The sequence below is a fragment of the Paenibacillus sp. J22FR83 genome, from assembly GCF_059691955.1.
In genome coordinates, this window is the sequence record NZ_JCAUAM010000002.1 from 215,969 (window position 1) to 239,847 (window position 23,879).

General features: G+C 49.1%; 14 protein-coding genes. 6 read left to right on the forward strand and 8 right to left on the reverse strand.

Annotated features, from left to right (window positions below):
* Positions 1 to 369: 369 nt before the first annotated feature.
* The 4 genes from AC58PV_RS04510 to AC58PV_RS04525 are packed head-to-tail and all read left to right on the forward strand — an operon-like array spanning position 370 to position 3,692.
* On the forward strand, positions 370 to 1,347 hold the full coding sequence (locus AC58PV_RS04510) for an HD domain-containing protein (protein ID WP_497431080.1): 978 nt from the start codon (positions 370 to 372) through the stop codon (positions 1,345 to 1,347).
* A 26-nt stretch (positions 1,348 to 1,373) separates the two neighbouring features.
* The gene (locus AC58PV_RS04515; RefSeq protein WP_497431081.1) at positions 1,374 to 1,949 is read left to right on the forward strand and encodes a thymidine kinase; all 576 of its coding nucleotides are present in this window, start codon (positions 1,374 to 1,376) and stop codon (positions 1,947 to 1,949) included.
* 36 nt (positions 1,950 to 1,985) lie between these two features.
* Positions 1,986 to 3,164 (forward strand): MGDG synthase family glycosyltransferase, encoded by a 1,179-nt coding sequence (locus tag AC58PV_RS04520; RefSeq protein WP_497431082.1) that lies wholly within the window; start codon positions 1,986 to 1,988, stop codon positions 3,162 to 3,164.
* A 27-nt stretch (positions 3,165 to 3,191) separates the two neighbouring features.
* Positions 3,192 to 3,692 carry a hypothetical protein gene (locus AC58PV_RS04525; protein WP_497431083.1) on the forward strand — a complete coding sequence of 167 codons (501 nt, stop codon included), beginning with the start codon at positions 3,192 to 3,194 and terminating at the stop codon, positions 3,690 to 3,692.
* A gap of 76 nt (positions 3,693 to 3,768) precedes the next feature.
* Here AC58PV_RS04525 and AC58PV_RS04530 read toward each other — a convergent pair whose 3' ends face one another.
* The 7 genes from AC58PV_RS04530 to AC58PV_RS04560 form a co-directional block, all read right to left on the reverse strand.
* Positions 3,769 to 8,751, reverse strand: a complete 4,983-nt coding sequence (locus AC58PV_RS04530; RefSeq protein WP_497431084.1) for a hypothetical protein — start codon at positions 8,749 to 8,751, stop codon at positions 3,769 to 3,771.
* Between the two features lie 5 nt (positions 8,752 to 8,756).
* Entirely contained in the window at positions 8,757 to 11,024 is a 2,268-nt protein-coding gene (locus tag AC58PV_RS04535; RefSeq protein ID WP_497431085.1) for a helix-turn-helix domain-containing protein, read from the reverse strand.
* A 120-nt stretch (positions 11,025 to 11,144) separates the two neighbouring features.
* Complete coding sequence (locus AC58PV_RS04540; protein WP_497431086.1) at positions 11,145 to 12,686, reverse strand: extracellular solute-binding protein; 1,542 nt, start codon at positions 12,684 to 12,686, stop codon at positions 11,145 to 11,147.
* Between the two features lie 57 nt (positions 12,687 to 12,743).
* A complete protein-coding gene (locus AC58PV_RS04545; protein ID WP_497431087.1) occupies positions 12,744 to 13,619 on the reverse strand; it encodes a carbohydrate ABC transporter permease in 876 nt (291 codons plus the stop codon).
* Between the two features lie 18 nt (positions 13,620 to 13,637).
* Positions 13,638 to 14,573, reverse strand: a complete 936-nt coding sequence (locus tag AC58PV_RS04550; RefSeq protein ID WP_497431379.1) for an ABC transporter permease — start codon at positions 14,571 to 14,573, stop codon at positions 13,638 to 13,640.
* A gap of 78 nt (positions 14,574 to 14,651) precedes the next feature.
* Entirely contained in the window at positions 14,652 to 15,695 is a 1,044-nt protein-coding gene (locus tag AC58PV_RS04555; RefSeq protein ID WP_497431088.1) for an alpha/beta hydrolase family protein, read from the reverse strand.
* Positions 15,696 to 15,937: 242 nt separating this feature from the next.
* Positions 15,938 to 17,131, reverse strand: coding sequence for a YCF48-related protein (locus tag AC58PV_RS04560; RefSeq protein WP_497431089.1), 1,194 nt, complete (start codon positions 17,129 to 17,131; stop codon positions 15,938 to 15,940).
* Between the two features lie 186 nt (positions 17,132 to 17,317).
* On the opposite strand from AC58PV_RS04560, the gene AC58PV_RS04565 reads away from it, so the two are divergent.
* Complete coding sequence (locus AC58PV_RS04565) at positions 17,318 to 18,334, forward strand: peptidoglycan DD-metalloendopeptidase family protein (protein ID WP_497431090.1); 1,017 nt, start codon at positions 17,318 to 17,320, stop codon at positions 18,332 to 18,334.
* A complete protein-coding gene (locus tag AC58PV_RS04570; RefSeq protein WP_497431091.1) occupies positions 18,331 to 18,783 on the forward strand; it encodes a bactofilin family protein in 453 nt (150 codons plus the stop codon). Before AC58PV_RS04565 ends, AC58PV_RS04570 begins: the two co-directional genes overlap by 4 nt.
* Before the next feature lie 147 nt (positions 18,784 to 18,930).
* On the opposite strand, the gene AC58PV_RS04575 is transcribed toward AC58PV_RS04570, so the two are convergent.
* Positions 18,931 to 23,820: a cadherin-like beta sandwich domain-containing protein gene (locus AC58PV_RS04575; RefSeq protein WP_497431092.1), complete on the reverse strand. Its 4,890-nt coding sequence runs from the start codon at positions 23,818 to 23,820 to the stop codon at positions 18,931 to 18,933.
* Positions 23,821 to 23,879: the final 59 nt, after the last annotated feature.

The following is a 23,879-nucleotide window of genomic DNA, read 5'->3' on the forward strand; positions in this document are numbered from 1 at the left end:
CCTTTCTTCCCTCGTTATTTCTTTGGACTTTGTGAATCATATGCTTTAAAGTGCTAAAAAGAAATGAGTTGCTGCTCCCTATTTCAACTACGTCCGCAATAAGTAGATGAAATATTCTCAATATTTTTTATATTATATTAACACTTGATTTCCTATAGTTCAATTTAAAAATATTTAATTTGAAAAGGTTTTCATTTTAATAGAATCGCTAGTAAAATCATATTGTATAGGCACGTCAAATAGTCTCATTTCCTATATAAGTAGGACGGGCATGGCATGTGATAGCAAACTTTCTATGTTTCATGCTATGATAACTAATACCGCTGCAAGAACATACATCGAGATTCCACATCTTAGGAGGACCTCTGTTTGAGTATACAGCATACTTTTGAGGACGGCATGATTACGGAGCCTCTTTATCAATGGCAGCTAGAAGCTCATCCGGTCGAGATTGAGCTCTTTCGCTCAAAGCCGGTACGCCGCCTGAAGTTTTTACATCATTTCGGAGCATCGGCTCTATTCACACCACTTACACATTCACGATTCGAACATACGGTTGGCGTTTGGTCACTCATGGCTCACTTCTGCCCAGATGAACCTCATCTGCGCATTGCGGCACTGCTTCATGATATCGGACACCTGCCTTTCTCCCATGCGGTTGAACGGACACTTGGGTATAATCATCATCGTCAAACCGAACAATTAATTGGGCAAGGTGTCATTGCGGATATTTTGATCAGACACGGCATTTCGCCGCGAGCTATTATTGATCTTCTGAAACAAGAAACACCGCTAACGAACCCCTCAACGGTTCTTGGACTCGATCACTTGGATAGCTTCCTGAGGGATACCTACTATGCGGGTCGTCAGACGCTGCCACCTTCAGAATTAGTACAAGGACTGCGTTTACGAGGTCCCTACATAGAAGCGAATGAAACCTCAGCACTAGCACTTATTGATGCGATTGTTGAAGAACACCGACTCATCCTGCACCCGCAGTTTCTAGCTATGGACGCGATGCTTGCGAAAGCAACGGTTCATCATTGCGAAGCAAATCCTGGCATGAAGGAACGAATTCCGGGACTGATGGATCACGAACTCATTCAAGAGCTGCTGCAGAGCAACAATGTGACGGCCCGAGAAACGATTCATGTCCTGATGTATGAGCCTCACCGAATTCAAATTACGCAAGAGCCCGTACCCGGCAGCATCGAAGTCAAGATCGGGAAGGTTCACCAGAAACAACCGCTAATAGGCGACAAACTCGCCTCAGAAGTGAGCTTTCAAGCCGCTGTTAAGCTGGCTGAGTTGGAAAGCATGGCTGCAACTTATTTCTTCACCATATAAACATCCGCAGAAGGGACTGTCCCCGCTTGGCAAAATTGTACTTTCGTTATGGCACGATGAATAGCGGTAAATCGATTGAAGTATTACGCGTAGCTCATAATTATGAGGAACAAGGCAAAAAGGTGCTTCTCCTCACTTCCGTTATGGATGATCGCTTCGGTGTCGGCAAGGTCGCTTCGCGCATCGGCATGCAAAAAGGAGCCATCGTTGTTGACGAACATTTGGATATGGTCGCTTTAGCGCAGACCGAGCGTCCGAATTGCATTCTGGTCGACGAAGCTCAATTCTTGAACAAAGCCCAAGTCTCTCAGTTGATTGAAGTCGTCGATGAATTGGACATTCCTGTTATCGCTTACGGGCTTCGCGCTGATTTCATGGGACAATTATTTGAAGGCAGCAATGCGCTTCTGGCTGTAGCTGATACGATTGAGGAAATTAAAACCATTTGTTGGTATTGTGATAAAAAGGCCATTATGAACATGCGCTGCAAAGACGGTGTTCCTATCTTCCATGGTGAGCAGATCCAGATCGGCGGGAATGAAAGTTACGTTCCTGTATGCCGTAAATGCTATGCCTCCAAGAAGAAAGCGACGCATGCTTAAAGATTGATATGGTATGTACAAAGAAAGGTGAGTTCCTTGCGTAAAAAACGGATTTTGCTATTATCCGAGGGCTTCGGGAAAGGTCATACACAAGCTGCTCATGCGCTGTCTGGGGAGCTGCGCCAATCCTCGCCAGAAATGATTACGCGCGTGATTGAGCTTGGCGCTTTTTTGCATCCTACCTTAGCTCCTTGGGTCTTCTCGGCATACCGCCGCACGGTAACATCACAACCTAGACTGTACGGTATGCTCTATCGCCATCATTATGACAAAAGGCCGAGTCGCGTAGCCAGTCTCGTGCTGCATCGGTTCTTTTATTCACGAACAAAAACCGTTATCAAGCAGTTGAAACCTGATTTGATCGTCTGTACACATCCATTCCCAAGTATTATTGTCTCTAGGTTAAAACGCGCGGGACTGGATATCCCTCTCTTCACCGTTATCACCGATTACGATGTTCATGGGACGTGGATAGACTCTGCCGTAGATAAATATTTGGTATCCACTCCCCTTGTTAGGGAGCGCCTGATGGACTGCGGCGTTCAGGACAAGCGTATCGAGGTGACGGGCATTCCAGTTCACCCTAATTTCCGCAAAGCGCATAGCAAAGAACATATCCGTCAAGAATTTGGTCTCAAAGCTATGCCTACCGTCATGGTCATGGGCGGCGGCTGGGGTGTTTTTAAAAAAGAAGAAAAAGAAGAAATGCTGACTTATTTAGCAAGTTGGAGCAAGGATATACAGCTGCTGATCTGTCTCGGCACCAATGAAAAAGCACGCCTCCAGTTGCTGGAGGAAGAGATCTTCCGTCAGCCCAATATTCATCTCATTGGCTATACCACTGAGATCAGCAAGCTGATGGATATCTCTGATTTGCTGGTTACGAAGCCAGGCGGAATGACCTGCACAGAGGCGATGGCCAAGGGTATTCCCATGCTGTTCTACAGTCCGATTCCCGGACAGGAAGAGAAAAACTGCACTTATTTTCAAGAAAATGGATACGGGCAACGCATCACATCGCTCGCCATGATTGACCATTGGTTTAAGCTGCTGCTCGAGCAATATCCCGAGCTAGCTAAGCGGAGAACAGACATCCGTGAGGGCTACAATGAGGAAGAACGAAGCTGTGCAACAGCAATCATTGAATACCTAGAACAGTCGGATAAGCGTTCCTATATTCAGGCATCATCAAAAACACCGCTCATACAATGGTAATATCCATTGTAAGGGCGGTGTTTTGCTATGAATCCCATTCACCGATTCGGCAAGCAGGCGATCTTTGCTTACTTAGTGATCTGGTTTGTCGGCAGCCTATGGATGATGGCCGTGCTTGGCAGCGCAACTTTTGAACGCAAGATCATGGGCATTGACTTCGCCATCTATCATGAATATGCCATCTTTGGCTTCGCAGGGTCCCTAGGCGGTGCTTTATATGGTTTGCGCATGTTCCACGAGCATTACCAAGAGTTGACCACGCAGTGGATCTACTGGTATCTCATGCGGCCTGTGCTTTGCTTCGGCTCTGCCATTATCACGATTATTCTATTCGAAAGTGGCATTATGCTGCTGCAAGTGGATGACTCGATGTCAGCGCGTATCAGCATCGCCTTCCTGACGGGCTATGGGTACGGGAAGTTCATGGAGAAGCTGCGTGACCTAACTTCGACATTCTTTAATGGGAAGAATACCAATGGGACGAATGGGAATGGAAATGGCAACGGGAGTGATACGCCTACGAAGTGAATGGAGAAAGAGAGGACGGCTAGACCTCTCATACAACTGTACAATGCGGGTTCTCGTAGGGCAGGGCACTTCTCCATTACTTCAGAACAACCCCGGTTAATGCTATCTCCGCTTGCGACTCTCCTTCCGCTGTGATCTTAAGATGTACCTCAGCGAAACCGCTGACTGAGCGGACAGCGAACGATGTGAGCTCCGCACCTGATCCTGAATTCATGCCTGCAAGCTGCGCCTGACCAATCGCCGCGATCCCTTGAAGGAAGACCGTATATTCGCCCGGTCCCGAGAAGCTCAATCTCAGATTGAGCTGATTCGTCTGCGCATTCAACACCTCAAAGGGTGCCGGTGCGCTAACACGGAGCTCCTTCGTACCGATCGTGATCCGTTGCATAATTGGATTTCCCCGTTCACCGAGCAACAAGCCGAGCAGCTCAGCCCCCTGATAATTTGGATACAAGTAATCGGACGTCTCCCACTTGAGCAGGCTTGCCGCATCATAGAGGTGCGTCGGATAACGATTATCCGCCGCGGTTGTTTGTCGCGAGCCGCTTACAGATAGTCCCTCGCTGATCGTGCGGTAATTAACCCCTCCGCCATGCAGATAGTCATCCCACATCCCTGCTCCGTCCATAGCTTCGTAGAGTTCCATAAGGGCGATACCGTAGTCATGACCTGACCATTGGACGGGGCGGCCGAACCAGGTTCCCGGCAGCGGTTTGCCATCGGTCCGATAAATGGACTGTCCGAAGGCCGCTAAAGCTCCGTAACGCATGAATGTATGGCTGCCGAAGTACCCACCATGCCCATCCGCTTTGTTCGTTCCATAGCTGCCATCGTCCCACAGGTAGATAAACGGCAACCCTCTGTTAGCCCATAATCTTGCGTATTCCAAATAGGTCGTAGATCCTGTCACGCCATAAGCTTCCACGTTAGCTCTTACAGCTACAGCTGCCGTCTCCAGCTCGGGAATCATGTTTCGGAGCTCCCATGACTGCGAACCCCTGGGCATTTTAAAGCTCTCGTTCATGTAGTTCAGACCGGCAAGACCATAGGTCGTTGCGGTAGTATTTCCCGTCAATCGGGCTTGTCGCAGCATTTTAAATAGAAATTCGGCATTCGAGCCTGCAGTCACATCAGTTAACTGCCCCATATAGGGACTAATCTGGAATCCCTTGCGGACGATGAATGTCTGATAGTCCCAATAAACACCCTCGGTTACACTGGACGGATTCACCAGTTTGGCTGTAGCAACCAAAGAGTCAACGTTCGTGGCTTGTAAGGATTCCATCGTCCTTGCCGCGATCCCCTCCAAATAGTAAGGTAGAAGGTACCCATAAGTAGAATAATTGGTCCCTATCCCCGTCATAGCTGTCGTTATGCGCTGCTTTGCAATCTCGTCAAAGTCTCCATACTTACCCAATACAGCATACGGCATGACAAATGCTGAGGTTATCGTTGGCGTCGCTGCCGGACCGATGCGGTTCATCCACTTATTTTCTCCAGCGTTCCACAAATTCTCAAAACTGGTCAAAATCGCTTCGCTTTCCTGCTGCATCGTTCCGTGCGCATAATCAAGCGGCTCTGGAAGCCCATATTTGTCCATCCATGTCTGGACTACATTTGCGATCTCCGTGCTTTGCTTCACGAATAATTGTGACTTGAGCGTCAGCACCTGCTCAGCCGCCAAGTTATACGGCTGACGAATCGGATTCTCATTATTGGCATTGGCGAAGGTCGTATCGTAAAATGCAGGAATTTCGGTCGCGAAAGTGGCATTTTCATTTACCCCATTCATGATCGAAGGAATAAACAAGCTGAGCTTCGTAGATACGGTGTTATCCCCACGTTCGAGACGGTTCGGCAGACCAAAAAAAGCGGAAGGCTGGTCATGCTCGTCGTCCCATTTCTGACGAGCATCCCACATCAGTCCAAAGAGCAAGTCCCCTTTCCTTAAGGCCATCAAGGGCACGGTAATTTTCCGCGGATGAGGGATATAGCGGTAGGCATCAACAGAGTCCATTACCGCATTCGTGTCCGAGGATCGATTATTTTTCTCCATCGCATCGAGCCATTCCAACCCGGGGAACAACGCTTCATTGACATATCCCCCCTGCAGATCCGTGGTGGAACGGATTACTTTGTACTGTGGATCAAGAGCAGGGATACCCGCTTCCCCCAATAGCATCGTCGGACCTGCAATGGCGGCAAGATTTCTTATTCTGTCGGCCTGCAGCGAATGCTTCAGCTCCAGGTTCCCGTATACACTGTCAATGACACTGACGGTTCCCGACCAATTGGCGCCATCCGGCGCCTGGAAAGAAATCACGAAATTCCCAGGAGTCTGTGATGACGGCGCCTGCGCATACAGTTCCTTAACAATCAATTGGTCCTGACCGACTATTTCCTGTACGCTTCCTAGGGATGGCATAACGGCGATTCGGCCCCATGTACCGTCTCGCATAGCCTCAACCCAAGCGAAACCGTAACCTTCAAGCCCTGTAGCCTCAGGTGAAGGATATACCAGCCGCTCCTCCTCATTCCCGATCACCACATCATCGGGCTGACCACTAGCTGGGAGCACAGCGTTCACGCTGAAGATACGCGATACTCCCCTCGTCGTCGGGATACCCATGCCTTTTACAGTGAATACGAGTGCCCCTGCTCCGGTTCCCTGCACAACGGCATTGTAGGTTAAGGTTACGCTTTGACCAGAATCCAATTGTGTGACTGATGTGCTTCCGACAGGCGTGATCTCAAGGAAATCGGGCGCATCCAGTTGAACAGACAACCCTGTCGTGTCGGCTCCTATATTTTCCATAACGGCTTTGATAACAAAACTGTCTCCAGGCGATACGATCTCCTGGGAAGAGGTTTCGAATCGGGTCAGACGAATCTCGGCAGGAAGATCTTGCTTCCTAAGCAGGCTGATATCCTTGACGTTAATCTCAATCCCATCCTTCATGCTGGGATAGGTCGCCATTGGGTCGATTCGCAGCTTCGTAATATTCCCTGTCCAACCGACATGCTCCCCCATATCGATGATGTAACGTTGAAATTCTGGCACTTCAACCGCCGTATTGCGGAATGCCACCTTTCTTGATTCGCTTAGCTTATTCGTATCCGTGCCCGCATCAGTTCCAAAATAGATGGCCGCATTCGCCGTATGATTCACCTTCATCCAAATGCTCAAATAACGGTACTCGGCAGGGATGTTAGGAAGGCCCGCATCATGCAGGTCCAGATAGAAATTCGGATTGGATGTGGATGCCTCGATAGGTGCGGAAGACGTGAACATATGAACGCCTTCTGGGTCTCTGTAAACGTTATCAGTTTCAATATGATTGGCCCAGACGCCTTTGTCCGAATTAACATCCCAACCCAACAAATTCGACCATGGGGCTGACGTTTTACCATACAATTCGTCTTGCTCCTGAGCGAAGATTTGCGTACTGCTTGTAAAATTCCAATCCGTAACCAACGTACTGCCAAGCGGAACCTTGGTATAGATAGCCGAAACAGGTGCCCCAACAAGCCCGTCTCGTACCGCCATTGCTTTCAAATAAGTCGTTTCCGTTACGGTCAAGGATACTGAATTGGCATGCACAATCGTTCCGTTCGTTGCCGAATCCGTAATTGCATTATAGATCGGATTCGTCCCATCTGTCGTAAACAGGAGCGAGTCCGCATAGACCGATTGCATCACAACAGGCTGGCTCACGTTAAAGATTGCTGAGTTCGTTAGAGAGACGGGATTGACCCCTGCTATGTAGGTTTCCTCCCTCTGGGCTTTGATCTCTCCGTTTAAAATCGCAATTGCCTTGAAGTTCGTAGTCTTGTCAACGAGAAGAGAATCACCGAATATGAAATCCCCGCTAAGCAGCTGCCCATGAGATAAGGTAGGTTCAGAGCCATCCAGTGTGTACCTGACTTGCTCTGCCCCTATGACGGAGATGTCGATTTGCTTGGAGCCGCCATAGAAGGTCTCTCCTTTGGTTACCGTCAACTGGGTTTGCAAAGGCTGCCCAACATGAACCGTTTTGCTACGGTACATGGTCATTTCCGTATCAATCTGGGTTCTGTCACTCTTATAAACCGGATATAACTCCACCATGTAATCCTTGTTTGCCGTTAAACCATTGATACGTACATACTTATCCCTCGGACCCGAGTAGTTAATGATCTGCTCGCTGGTATTATCCGTTATGTTGCGATAGCGGATACGGAAATTGGTAACGCTTTCATTTAAGGGTGGAATATACATGTAGAAACCGTCCGTATCTCCCGCTAAGCCAAAATCATCGCGTTCGTTCTCCGGCTTCAGCTTGTTTAACAAGAAATTATCCATCTTGAAGCCAGCATTAGCATTGGCAAATATCCCTACAAAGCCCGCTCCAACCTCAGAAGCCCTCAGCACATCCACAATCGGAGTCGCCGATCCGTTCACATATGTACGAACGTGATTGCCGTCAACAACCTGTTTCACCCGAAATGTTTCCCAAGGCATGACATCCCTGTTCAATCCGGGTACACCGTAGTCCTTAATCGCCCGATATTTCCCTCCATCCATATTCGCAATCGACGTTGCTCCTTCAAAAAAATTCATTTTTCCATCATATGTGACATGCGTCTTGAACTGGGCATCCCAACCGTCGTTCCAGGCGTTCTTCTGAAACTGTATCCCAACTTGCTTATTCATTTCCCGATGTGTCATCGTCATATCAAACGACAGCTCGAAATCTTCGAATTTATTCATAGGATTACTCGTGAATCCGTAGTCGAACACACCAACGGTTGAACCATTGAACGGTCCCAGCACCATTTGTCCGCCATTCAAAGATACATTCGCTGTATCCCCAGAAAATTTGAAGGCATTGCTGCTCCCGTTATGGTACGTGCCGTTTTGCATCGTTCCGGATTCAAAATCAAGCAAATAGGTGGATCCTTCACGGATCACCGCATGATTAGCGCTAGCAACGGCCATCTGTGGTTTGCCAATGACTGCATAAGGCAAGAGAAGCAGAGCCGCCATTGCGGCAGCTGTCCATTTTTTTAACAGGATCACTATGATCACTCCCTGGAAAGGTATTTTTCCCGGTATTGTCCGGGTGTAATTCCTTCTTGCTTGCGAAAATAACGTATAAAATTCTGTGAATTGTTATAATGCAATCTTTCGGCAATCTCAGCAATCTTCAAATCGGTATCCACCAGCATCGACTTTGCCTGCTGCAAGCGGAAGCTCGATACATAATCGCTGAAATTGACCCCTACCTCTTTGCGGAATACCCCCCGGATATAATCCGGATGGTAGCCCAGCCTGGTTGCGCATAGATCGAGCGATAAATCCGTCTCCGCCTCCTGATGAATCATCGTCAGCATCTGATCAGAGATTTTGGCATACTGGTATTTACGTTTCTTCTCGAATAACTCCATCATCGGATAAATGAGTGTCTCCCGGAACCATTGCCCGATCTCCTTGATCGTCTTTAATCGGTATAACTGATCAATCAGCGACTTCTCCCCGTCATACAATGACTCTATGGGTTCGCCTAAATTCTGCGCCATTCGAGTCAAATCCAACAGAAATGCTGTCAGCGGTACGAAATATTCCCGATGCCCCACCTTTTCTTGAAAGATCTCTTTCAGATATCCATCCAACAGTATCTCCGCTTGCGCGAAATCCGCCAGTTTCACTGCATCCAGCAGCTCCTGCTCAATTCGGTCAGGGAACCAGGACAGAATCGTCCCCTCCGGCTCTACATCGACGATATGAATGACAGAACCAGGCCCTGTACGAATTGTATACTTCAACGCTTCCGTCGCATCCTGATAGGCCATCTGGGCGGACACGACCGAAGGGTAGAATCGGCTGATGCCCACGCTGACTCCTAATTCCAGAAATTGCTCCACCTTCTGCCTGATCTCGGCAGCCCAATCATTAATCCGCTTCTTATACGAATCCTCGGACAACCCCGCACTGCCAATGAGCGTAACCTGCGTATGATGAATGACCGCCGGCTTCAACCTTGCGGACGATGGTACGATTTCACCAACTATATTATTGATGGCAAACAGCAGCAGGTCTTTATCCATCTCCTCATATCGGGTGTCTTTCAGTGAATCGATCTGGACTGCCATGACGCATACATGCTTCCAAGCCTCCTTATCGGTAAACGCACCCAGCCTTTCCTTAATCTCTAGGGACTTCATCTCCCCTTGATAAAGCTTGATCATGAACAGCTCCTCCACCTGCCGCTGCTGTCCTTCGATAATGCCAGTTAAACGGTGTTTGGTATGCAGCATCTCATGAACCTGACTACCGATATATTGAAGCTCGTCGCGATTGCGATCTACCGATTGCATCTGCCCCGGTTCCGCTTGAAGCGAGCGGTACAAACGGTTGATAGGGCTGTACATTTTCCTTGACCCCAGCCAAGAAAGCAGCAATGTGACGGCAAAAATCAACAAGCACGCCGTATACGTATACCATTCGATTACTTTGGAATCCTTCGTTATAAGATCCACTGCTGATATAGACACATAGGTCCAGCCATTGTAAGGGGACTTGCGGAAGGTTACACCGACATCAGCATTCTCATTCGAATGATAAGTACCTATCGCATCCGTTCCCTGCAAAAGAGGCTGCAGCTCAGCAGCATGGCTGAGGTCCTTCCCAATAAGGTCCGAATTGCTGTGCGCAAGCACGATCCCCTCCTCATTGAGGATCATCACTTCCCCAAGATCGCTATTGTTAGCCAACAGCTTGTTCATCTCTTTGCTTTGAAATTTCATAATCATCAAACCCGAAGGGGCAAGCGAATGCAGTGGCAGCTTCTTCACCAGATGTACCTGTTTCCCTGCTTCTGCAATCGTCCAGAAGCTGGTCTTGCCATACTTGGCGTAATTTCTCACCATCTCTGTCTCTCCGAAGCTATCCAGTCTGAACACTTCGGTGCTGTTGTTAATCGCCCAACCCGCGTTCAAGCTGACCAGCAGCACATCATAGATGCCTAACTCGAAGCTCTGAAGCTGATGCAGCCCAAGCAGCAAGCCATTGACTGTCTCGAACTGGTCCGGGGTTAGCTGCATATTCATGGCTGAACCTACCAAAGAGGAGCTAATAAATTGCACCGCTGATTTGTCAGCTGTCTTCAGAATCTGCTCCACCCTTTGCTGGGTTTGCTCCAGATTTAGCATGTTTCCCTTAGCCACTTTATCCTGGACGATCTCGGAGGATTTCTGATAGGACAACACCCCGAGTACAAGCACCGGGAGGGTTCCCAGCAGCATGCTGAACAGAAACAAACGAAGCAAAAATTTGGGTGGACGGATCCTCATGATGTGTCAAACCTCCATGGTTTCGAAATACGATGGAATTCACTGCCGTAAATCACAAACAGGGTGAAATCCTTTCCTTATTGTAGTCCAGCCATCCGCATACAGCTAGCCGAACTCTCGTTATTTCTTAATCGCCATGTATTGCGCTGTGTATTCTTCAATAACTTTGTCTCCGCCGCCTTTGCGCCATTGCTCCACAGCCTGATTCCACCCCGCCTCGTCCATGTTGCCCATAATGAATTTGATTCTGGCATCCTGAATGATTTTGGTCAGCTCGGAACCTTTCTCGGCGAGTGTGACAGATTGGAACGACTCAGCCGGATTGGCAACAGCGATAGCCGCATTATCCTTGAACATTTGCTTATACTTCTTGACGATCGGCGCATCCTCTCCTGCTTTGGCCAGAGCGCCATCATCGAATCGCAGCTGGTAAATCGCGTTGATGTCTGTTTCGTACGCTTTGCCATCCGTGCGAGTCGGTTTACCGTTCTCTACCTTATAATGCTTACCTTCTAAACCCCATTCAAACAGATTTTGCATCTTGTCATCGGCAAGTTTATTCATAAAGCCTAGTATATTTTTGAGATCATTCTCGGTTTTCACGCTTGTTTTGGGGAACATGTACACACCCACATATCCACCGTTAAACAGCATGAGCCTCTCACCTTTCGGCCCATTGATTCTGCTGACTACATCAAGAACGGCCTTCGGATTCGCTTTGGCAAGATCATTGAATCCTGCGTTCACATCATCCAACGTACTGATAATAAGTCCAGCATTGCCTTGATTCATCGATTCCTGACGCTTCGTGCCCGGCACAACGGCAAAGTCCTGGTTGATCAGCTTTTCGTCATACAGACGCTTATAGAACTTAAGCGCATCGACGTATTCTTTGGTCATAAAGTCAGGAACGATCTTGTCGTTTTGTAGCCCGTATAGGTTAGGACCGCCATACCAGCCGAGAATCGTCTGGAAACCATTCATGCCTCTTCCTTCATACATGCCGAACGTGTCATTCTTACCATTCTTGTCCGGGTCCTTCGTGCTGAATGCTTTAATGACATTATAGAATTCATCAATTGTCTTAGGCTCACTCAATCCTACTGCCTCTAACCAATCCTTACGCAAAATAATTCCTTCACGTGCGACCGGACGGCTGCGGAAGATGCCATACGTCTTGCCGTCAACGGCAATATTGTTCAGAACGAGCGGATTCAACTTGCTAAGATTCGGATAATCCTTCAGATAAGAACCCACCTCCCAGAACATGCCGGACCTTACCGCGTTAACGATACTTTGGCTCTTGTTGCTGGCAATCATCATAATCTGGGGAAGCTCTCCCGCCGCTATAGTTGCATTGATTTTGTCATTGTAAGCCGAATTCGGCACCCAGGTGATATCGAGCTTGGCCCCTGTATGCTCCTCAATGATTTTGACCGCTTCGTTATCCGATTTCGGCGGCTCAGCTGAGTAATACATGTTCATCATGGACAATTTAAGCGGTTCCTTCGGCTTCTCCGATCCCTGTGTCCCTTGAGGGGATGCGGAAGAATTTGCTGCTTTCTCTGTACCTTGGCTGCATCCCGCAATCAACCCTGCCGACAGTATAATAGCTCCAGTAACCCTCCAACCTTTTCCTTTTCGTCCATTCCATCCTGTCATTTCTGTAAGCCTCCCTTTACTTCCCTTATTTTATATTAAAAGATAACCTATCCTGCGTCATCCCTTAACCGAACCCAACAAAACCCCTTTGGCGAAGTGCCTTTGCAAAAATGGATACACAATGAGAATCGGCAATGTCGATACCGTAATGACCGCCATCTTAATCGATTGCGGAGGGATAACGAACGCCTCGTTCACTTGGCTGGAATCGCCAATTCCCCCTTCGGCCATAATGACGACCTGACGCAAGATAACTTGAATCGGCCACTTGGTCGTATCGTTGATATATAAAATCGCTGAGAAAAAAGAATTCCAGTGCCCCACCGCATAGAATAGCGAGAAGGTGGCAATTGCCGGCAGCGATAAAGGAAGCACGATTCTGAACAAAATGCCTACATCATTGCAACCGTCGATTTTGGCAGATTCCTCGATGCCTTCGGGCATCTGCTGAAAGAAATTCTTCAAGATAATCAGATTGAAGGCGCTAATTGCCCCCGGAATCAGCAGAGACCACAAAGAATTCATTAAGCCCAGCATTTTGACCACAAGAAAAGTCGGAATCATTCCCCCGCTGAACAGCATGGAGAATATGACCATCAACATAACCGGCTTGCGCCAGAGCAGTTCCTTACGGGCCAGCGGATACGCCATCAGCACTGTAAAGAGCAGATTGATAAATGTCCCAGCCACGGTTATGAAAATTGTATTAAACAAACTACGGACAATCGTATTTGTTGAAAAAATATACGTGTACGCATCCAGTGAAAACTTGGTTGGGATCAGCATCATGCCTCGCTTGGCGAATTCCTCCGGTGACGCGAAGGAACCCAGCACCATATATAGAAACGGAAGCACTGCCAGTGCAGCAAACAGAAGTAATAGCGTAATATTGGTAATGTCGAACAACCGTCCACCCCATGTGCGGTCTTTCATCGGCTCTCCCTCCTCCTGTTAATAAATTCCTTCATCTCCGGCCTTCTTGGCCAGCGCGTTTGTCGTCAGTACCAGAATCAAACCAACCAACGACTTGAACAGCCCCACTGCGGTACTATAGCTGAATTGGGCCTGATTGATCCCAACGGAATACACATACGTATCGAAAACCTCGCCGACCTCCCGATTCATAGCATTGAGCATCAGGATGATCTGCTCGAATCCCGTATCCATGAAATGACCGAGCCTCAATATCAATAAGATCACAATCGTGCTGCGAATCGCCGGCAGCGTAATGTGCCATAACTGACGCCAGCGTCCGGCCCCGTCGATTTTGGCCGCTTCATACAATCCAGGGTCCACGCCCGCCAAGGCGGCAAGGAAGATGATCGTACCCCAGCCCGTCTCCTTCCAGATGACCTCGGTCATGATTAGAGTTCGAAACCAATCTGCGCTGATCAGGAAATTCGCTTTCTCTCCGCCCAGTCTGACGATAGCCTCATTCACCACACCGCCTTCCACCGTAAAGAGCAGATAGAAAATACCGACTACCACGACCCATGAGAAAAAATGGGGGATATAGATCATCGTCTGCACGAATCGTTTCAGAAAATCCTTGCGGACCTCATTGAGCATCAAAGCGATAACAATCGGCAACGGAAAGAAAAAGATCAGGTTGTACAGCGCCAGTATGACCGTATTACGAAACAACATCCAGAACGTCGGTTCATTGAAAAACCGGATGAAATGCTTCATCCCCACCCAGTCGCTATGCCAAAAACCAAGAAAGGGCTGGTAATTCTGAAAGGCGATCAACACGCCCCACATTGGTAGGTATTTGAATAATAAGAAATAAATAATGCCTGGCAAAAGCATGAAATACAGCCATCGGTCCCGGACAATGATCTTCCTGACGGGTTTCCTAGTTGGTTTAACACTTTTTTGTTCACCCATGCGTTTGGTATATGCGGTTATTTCCATAGGGTCCTCCTCCAGTTGCCAGCGTTAAACCTCAAAGTTAAGCACACTGTTTCAATTGTTTCGACTATCGCACCATCGCTGAATCGAGTAGCCGTTAATGCGATCTCCTGTCACGGTAAATTCATTTTTATTCAGATCGTAGTGCACGATAGCGACTTGATCTAGAGAGTTCAGCACTACCGCGAATTTCTTCGTGATGAGATAGCCTGCCACGATAAAGGAGCCTTGGTCAGGAATTTGAATCGGAGCAGCGTTGCGGATGCGATTTCTTTCGCTCAGCTCCATCATCTGTCTCATCTGCTCTTCTGACGCGTTCCCCCAATGCTCCCGCGTTCCTACCCCCTCTAACTCCAAGTAATGGACTCTTTCGTTGAAGCCGAGCTTGCGGATACGGTCCATATACATTCTTGCATGCTCTACAGGAACTCGAATATCCGTATCGCCATGGGCGATGAACAATGGAGTGAGCAAATTGTCCGCAAGCGTTATGCCGCTCCTGGACATGTAAGCTTCCGGATCGATCTGCGGCGGGAAGCCGATCCACACATCCAATTCATCCTGGAATTCGCCAATTGCGTCATTCTCATACCACACCGCATAATCCGCAATCCCGCACATCGCCGTAGCCGCTGCAAAAAAATCCGGGAATTTGCCGACAATCGCATAAGCGTTACCCCCTCCTCCGCTTCCTCCCTCAAAGTACACGACATCGGGGTCGACGATGCATTCCTCATAATGCTTGCGCACATAATTCACGGCATCGATGACATCTAGCAGCTCCCAACCGTTGCAGTCAGGATTACCTTCCGAGAAGGCTCTCCCCCGCATATCCACTTCAATCGTGAGATACCGGCCATCCCCATACGGCGTATCCATATATTGAAATGGCGGTATACTCATGTGCCATCCATGGGATGTCACCAGAATATGCGATGGGTTGCGCGGCTTTAATACTCGCATGGCCAACCGCAGCTTCGGTTCTCTGGAAGAGGAATAATAAATCAGGTCGCAATAGGGCGAGTAGCGATTATGGCGATCTTCTTCATATTGCTGTGTGGCCCGGATAGAATCCTCGTATTTCTCGAAACTCATCATGCGCTCTCTCCTGTGACATGTTGTGATTTGTTCATCCAACGCAATCGTCTGCGGCTGATTGGTTTGAGCTTAACCCTCTCGCTGATAACCGTCTACAATCATTACCGAGCGAGTTAGGAGAAGTCAGATCAATAATCCTCACCGAGTTAGAGTAATCATTAGCGAAGGGGGCTGATACCGTCCACGTTGGGCGAACAATAGAAAAGGGACACCGCCATGAATCAGCGGTGTCCCTTTTCTATTTAGGGTGCATCGAACGTATGCACCTTGTTCCAGTTCACACCACCGCTGCGGGTGGTGTACATGACGCTCGGCTGCTCATTATCATTCGTGATGAGCCAGCCGCTATTCGCGTCTGCCATGCCCAGCAGCAGCTCGCCATACCCCGTGAACGACTCCGTGCCGTTCACCCAAGTCTTGCCGCCGTCTTTCGTCCAGCCGACGGAGTTCGGCTTGTCGCAGGCCGGGCAGCTGCCGCCCATGAACGCTACGTCGGGGTTCACGACGTAGAGCGGGCCGGGCTTCGCGCCCGTGTTCTTCGGCCCCGACTTATCCCCCATAGGGAATCCAGGGGCCGGGCCGCCGCCAGCCGTGCTGTTCACCAGCATGGTCTGCCAGGTCTTCCCGCCATCCCGCGTGTGGAACAGCGAATACGACGTTTGCGTCATCCCCGATTCCCCTACCAGCTCAACCCATGCGTCATCCATACCTGCGGAGCGAATGACATTGCCTGTCAGTGTCGCCACGGTTGGACGCGACATGACGGTTTTCCAATTTTGCCCGCCATCTTGCGTCCGCAAAACCTCGATCGTATCTTTCACCTGTCGAACGGCCCAGCCATTCTTAGCATCATGGAAGTACGCATCCCCTTGTATCCCCGTAGGTACAGGCAATTGTGCCCATTTTACTCCGCCATCTACGGTCTGTGCATTGCTGCTATAAGCTTCCTGCTTCGACACGAAGTGGAGGAAGGCCTGATTCGGAACGGTACCCACTGCCGACCAATGCGCACCGCCGTCATGCGTACTTAACAGCTTACCCGTCCCTTCTTCAGTTGCCCAAGCATCCTGATCATTCAAGGCAAATAACTGCCCGACTTCCCCTATGCCCGTGTATTGCACCTTCCACTTTCCACCACCGTCATCGGTATGAGCGATCCACCCTTTGCCGCCAATCCAGCCTTTCTCAGCATCCGCCAGCCGAAGAGCAGTTACCCCTTTCATTAACGTCGTTGCTCCCTCGCTGCCTTTGGTCGGCACAGTTGTAGGATCCGCTCCAGGTGTTGTCGCAGGAGTTGTTGTCTCCGATGTAGCTACTGCACTTGATATCGGTGATTCTGAAACCGTCACCTGACCACTCGTCTGACCTGATGATTTACAACCTGTTAAAGCTATACTTGTTATGGCTAACAGCATCAGCGTTCTTTTTATCATCATCCATGCTCCCTTCACTTTCTTGTGTAGTTGATATCTCATAGACGTTATCTGCGAGAGAAAAGTTGAACTTCCTTCCTTACATCATCCCCCAATTCATAGAAATTAGGCATGACTCACCCCTCTGAGGAATACAATCGTAAACAAGAAGGGGAACATTGTTAGGTTACGGAAAGGGAGGAGGATCTGTTGAAATTCATTTGGGGCAAAAAGGAACTCACCTTCATGATCATTCCGGGTGCCAACCGCCGTACGGTGAGATTCAAGCTTCCACACAGCTCTTTGTATGTTGTGCCCAGTGTGATCCTACTTGTGCTGTTCGGGTTTTTCGTGACGATTTATATCATGAATACCCAATCCCATCAAACTCAAAACAGCATGCAGCAAGCTTTCGATGGACAAGAACGTCAGTTGGTTGATCAAATCACACATAAAACGAGTGAACTTGAGCAGCTGCAAATCGATTTGATTGACCTCGCTAAGCAGGCTGATGAATTCAAAGTAAAGCTAGAAGAAATCAAGAAAATAGATCATGTGATTGAGCTCATGAGTCAACCGGAAACCGTAAATGGGACAAGCAAAAAAGTAGCAAGCACCCCGAGCACCAAACCCGTACATGGCACGAACGTAGACATTGGCGGGAGTGACGTACCTGTCTCGACGGATGATGTGTCATCTTTAGTGAGTGATACGAAACAGGGGCTTTCCTCATTAGTCGGCGATATTCATGCACTACTCGAACACTTAAGTCAGTCCGAAGCCAAAATTAAAGAAGCAGAATACTTACGCAGTATTACGCCCACCCTTTGGCCTATTTCCTCGCACAGTATTACCTCTGGATTCGGTATCCGCATCGATCCTTTCACTTCAAGGCCTTCCATGCACACAGGATATGATATTGATGGCGAATACAATGATCCCGTCTATGTAACGGCCGCAGGGAAAGTCATTGCTGTGGGTTTTGATGGCGAGCTCGGCAACTATATCGTCGTTGATCACGGCAGAGGTATCGAGACGGAGTATATGCATTTGAATAAAATATTGGTAAAACGCGGAGAATCTGTAACAAAAGGTCAGCACATCGGTCTCGTTGGTTCTACAGGACGCAGCACGGGTTCCCATCTTCATTATGAAGTTCATAAAAATGGTATCCAAATTGACCCTAAACCTTATCTCATTTCAGATCGAAAGGATGAACGCAAATGATTGGAAGTTCCAGATTGAAACGGATTGATACCAAAAGTACAGATACGCTGATCGGCGCCAGTACGATCTGTGAAGGCAAAATCATGTCCGAAGCCAGCCTTCGTATTGAGGGGCAAATGAACGGCGACATTGAATGCGCAGGTGACATCACTATTGGAGAGAACGCTGTCGTTCAATCGAATATCCATGCACGCGATGTGATTGTAGCTGGCAAAGTGAAAGGCAACATTTCTACCAAGGGCAAGTTGATCGTGACAAGCTCCGGGGTTCTAATTGGGAATATTGATGTACGCTCCTTCATTATCGAAGAAGGTGGCATCTTCCAGGGAAGTAGTTCGATGAATGCAGCTGGGGTGCCTAACGAGAAAAGCGTTGGTGGCAAGGTCATCGATGCCAAGGCGCACAAGCAGCAAAAAAGCGAGCAACAAGCTGCTTCTGGCGGGAATTAATTTCGGTATATAAAAAAATATGACGGCGGTAATATTAAGGTTTGATTGAAATAAGACAAGGGTTATCCCTTAAGCAGTTTATTCTACTGCTTAAAGGATAACCCTTGTTATTTAAATCTGAAAACAGTTTGGACTGACGATTTACCTTTACTTGCTTTTTTGTGCCAGCATCTTCAGCAGAATCGTTACAGCCTCTGCTCTTGTTGTTTTACCATTCGCATCAAATTCGTTCGTGCCTTTTCCTTCTACAAGGCCAAGTTGCTTCACAGCTGCAACTGCGCCTCTCGCCCAAGCCGGAATATCCTTGTCGTCTGCAAAACCTGTTGCGATATTCGACTCAACGGTTAGACTGAGCGCATTCGCGATCATCGCTACCATCTCAGCGCGTGTAATTTTCTCATGCGGACGGAAAGAGCCGTCCTCATAACCTTTAATGACCCCAGCTTTCACCGCTTGCGCGACTGCTTTCTGCGCCCATGCGCCGATCTTCGCCGTATCTGTAAAAGTCCGCTCCACTCCCGCTTCTTGCGGCTTCAGCGCATTCATCAGCATGACCGCGAATTCCGCGCGACTCACGGTAGAATCTGGCTTAAAAGTGCCGTCCGGATAACCAGTGACGATTCCGCTGCTTACCGCTTGCTTGATGCTTGCCTCCGCCCAGTGTTCGGAGATATCGTTAAAGTTAATCGTCGGTTTCTTGTCCCCTGTTGGCACGGCTGCCGCTATGTCTACAACGAATACTGCATATTTCGTAAAGTGATTGACATCTACGATGATGTGATCGCCGTCAACCTTGCCGCCGACTTCCACCCATTCCTTCTTCACTTCGTCATAGTAGAATACGACTGCCTTTTGATTGTCCTTTAAGCTATTCAGATTGAAGTTGAAAGTCAACGTTACCGGCTTACTGAAGTTACCTGAAAAGTTTTTCAAAATTTCAAAGATTGGACTGGCTAGAACCTCTTGTTTCGTTAAAAGATCTGAAGTGTCCAACACTTTTTCAATTGTCAATTTCAATTCTTTGTCTGTTGCGTTTGCCGGAATATCGATCTTGATCGCATCGCCCAAACGAACCTCGCCAGTTTTACCTGTAGGAAGCGTTAATTTACCCTCCATTGAGGTAACTTTGTCGTCGTTTGGAGACGCTGGCGTTGGAGATTGACCGCTGACACCGGATTCTTCCTGTGCCGCTCGGCTCACTGTAACGGTATATGTCTTCGTGGTCGTACCGTCCTGCGCCGTCGCCACCACCGTGATCGTGTTGCTCCCCACACTCAAGCTAATGGCTCCCGATGCTGCTCCGCTCGCAACGGCTGTGTCGTTCACCGTTACCGTCGCGTTGATGTCCGACACCGTCGGCGTGACCGTGATACTACTCACGCCATTTGCCACACTTGCCGTGTAGCTTATCGTGCCGGATGCAAACACCGGGCTCAGCGTTCCGCTCGACAGACCCAACTCGCTCAAGTCGGCGTTGTTACTTAGCGCTGCTGCCTCTCGTGTCACCGTCAACGTGTACGTCTTCGTCGTTGTGCCATCCTCTGCCGTTACTACCGTCGTGATCGTGTTGCTTCCCACGCTCAAGCTAATGGCTTCCGATGCTGCTCCGCTCGCAACGGCTGTGCCGTTCACCGTCACCGTCGCGCCGGCGTCTGACACCGTTGGCGTGACCGTGATACTGCTCACGCCATTTGCTACGCTCGCCGTGTAGCTTATCGTGCCGGATGCAAATACCGGACTCAGCGTTCCACTCGACAGACCCAAACCGCTCAAGTCGGCGTTATTACTTAGCGCTGCTGCCGCTCGTGTCACCGTCACTGTGTACGTCTTCGTCGTTGTGCCATCCTCTGCCGTCACCACCGTCGTGATCGTGTTGCTCCCCACGCTCAAGCTAATGGCTCCCGATGCTGCTCCGCTCGCAACAGCTGTGCCGTTCACCTTTACTGTCGCGTTGCTGTCCGACACTGTCGGCGTGACCGTAATACTGCTCACGCTATTAACCACACTTGCCGTGTAGCTTGTCCTGCCAGATGCAAATACCGGACTCAGCGTTCCGCTCGATAACGACAAGCCGCTTAAGTCAGCGTTGTTACTTAGCGCTGCTGCCGCTCGTGTCACCGTCACCGTGTACGTCTTCGTGGTTGTGCCATCCTCTGCCGTCACGACCGTCGTGATCGTGTTGCTCCCCACACTCAAGCTAATGGCTCCCGACGCTGCTCCACTCGCAACGGCTGTGTCGTTCACCTTCACCTTTGCATTGCTGTCCGACACCGTCGGCGTTGCCGTGATGCTGCTCACGCTATTGGCTACGCTAGCCGTGTAGCTTGTCGTGTCAGATGCAAATACCGGACTCAGCGTTCCGCTCGATAACAACAAGCCGCCTAAGTCAGCGTTGTTACTTAGCGCTGCTGCCGCTCGTGTCACCGTCACTGTGTACATCTTCGTCGTTGTGCCATCCTCTGCCATTACCACCGTCGTGACCGTGTTGCTTCCCACGCTCAAGCTAATAGATCCCGATGCTGCTCCGCTCGCAACGGCTGTGCCGTTCACCGTCACCGTCGCGTTGCTGTCCGACACCGTCGGCGTGACCGTGATGCTGCTCACGCCATTAGCTACGCTTGCCGTGTAGCTTGTCGTGCCGGAAGCAAAAACCGGACTCAGCGTTCCGCTCGATAACGACAAGCCGCTTAAGTCGGCGTTGTTACTTAGCGCTGCTGCCGCTCGTGTCACCGTCACCGTGTACGTCTTCGTCGTTGTGCCATCTTCCGCCGTCACGACCGTCGTGATCGTGTTGCTCCCCACACTCAAGCTAATGGCTCCCGACGCCGTTCCGCTCGCAACTGCTGTGCCGTTCACCGTCACCGTCGCGTTGCTGTCCGACACAGTCGGTGTTGCAGTGATGCTGCTCACGCCATTAGCTACGCTCGCCGTGTAGCTTGTCGTGCCAGATGCAAATACCGGACTCAACGTTCCACTCGACAGACCCAAGCTGCTCAAGTCAGCGTTGTTACTTAGCGCTGCGGCCGCTCGTGTCACCGTCACCGTGTACGTCTTCGTCGTTGTGCCATCTTCTGCCGTCACGACCGTCGTGATCGTATTGCTTCCCACGTTCAGGCTAATCGCTCCTGATGCTGTTCCGCTCGCAACTGCTGTGCCGTTCACCTTCACCGTCGCGTTATTGTCTGATACCGTCGGTGTTGCGGTGATGCTGCTCACTCCATTAGCCACGCTCGCCGTGTAGCTTATCGTGCCAGATTCAAACACCGGACTCAACGTTCCACTCGACAGACCCAAGCTGCTCAAGTCAGCATCGCTGTATTGTATAATCCTCCCATTATCCCCCACCGCTACATATGTACCGTTGGAGGAGATGACACCTGTAAGTGAATCCGTGATTCCTGACGAGCGACTCGTCCAGGTTTCCCCGTCACTGGAGGTCAATATACTTCCACTGTGCCCCACCGCTACAAATTTACCATCGTCGTAATTCACAGCTCGAAGATGCTTCGCGATGCCCGACGTGCGGCTTGTCCAAGTTACCCCATCACCGGAGGTCAATATCAATCCTGCTGTCCCTACCGCCACATACATGTCGGTACCGTTGCTGACGACATTTAAAAGATCATTTGTATGTAATAGTGATGTTCGATCAGTCCAGTTCACTCCATCACTGGAAATCAAAATCGTTCCATCGACTCCCACCGCTACAAACTTACCAGCGCCGTAAGTGACAGCGTGAAGTTGATTCGTGGTGCCTGATGAGCGGATCATCCAGTTCACTCCATCATTGGAACTCACTATCGTTCCACTGTCCCCCACCGCCACAAATGTATTAGTACCATAGGTAATGCCATTTAACACATTCGCGGTACCCGCTTCAGATGTGTCTGTCCAAGCCACTCCATCAACTGAATTCAACACTTTTCCAGAGTACCCCACAGCTACAAACTTATTATTGCCATAGGTGACGGCATTACGTTGAATAAAACCTGACCTACGGATCGTCCAGAATGCTCCGTCATTGGAAGTCACTATCGTATCGTCTGTCCCAATAGCCACATACATACTGTTTCCATAGCTCACACTAAGAAGATTCTTCGGGATGCCCGATGTACGACTCGTCCAGCTCGCTCCATCAGTAGAGGTCAATATCATTCCACTGCCCCCCACCGCTACAAGCATGCTGTTGCCGTAGGTCACGTCGTTAATATGATTCGCAGTATTAGACGTTCTGCTCGTCCAACTTATCCCATCATTGGATGCCAATATCATTCCATTATTCCCAACCACTATAAACGTACTATTACCGTAGATAACACCATGAAGGAAATTCGTGTTACCCGACGCACGGTGCGCCCAACTCACTCCATCACTGGAGGTCAGTATGGTTCCAGAGTACCCTACTGCTATATACATACCGTTGTCGTAGATAACATCCATGAGATGACTACTTATACCCGAAGAGCCATTCGCCCAGGTCGATCCGTCACTCGAGGTCAGTATCGTCCCACTACTTCCCACCGTCACATACTTACCATTACCGTAGTTCACCTCACTAAGATCAATCAGAGTGTTCGACGTCTTGCTCGTCCAACTTACGCCATCACTCGAGGTCAATATTGTTCCGTTGTTTCCCACCACCACAAACTGGTCATTGCCAAAGGTGATACCATTAAGATATTCCGTGGTTCCCGACGAACGCCTCGTCCAACTTATACCATCACTTGAGCTCAATATCTCTCCAAACATCCCCACCGCTACATGCATACCACTACCGTAGCTGATGTCATATAAGTCGTACGTTGTTCCCGACGTTCGGCTCGTCCAGCTTACTCCGTCACTAGAGGTCAATATCGTGCCGTTGTCCCCCACTGACATATACATATCGTTCACATAGCTAATGCCATTCATATCTTGACTCGTGGGCAACGGACTCCGAATATTCCACTGATCAAAAGAAGCTGCAGAAACAAAACTAGGAATCATTCCTATTAGAATAAATAATACCGTGAAAAAAAATATACAACGTCTGATCATTATTACTATCCTCACCTTTTCTTGAAATCTGAATACAGTCAATAAAAGCATAACAACAG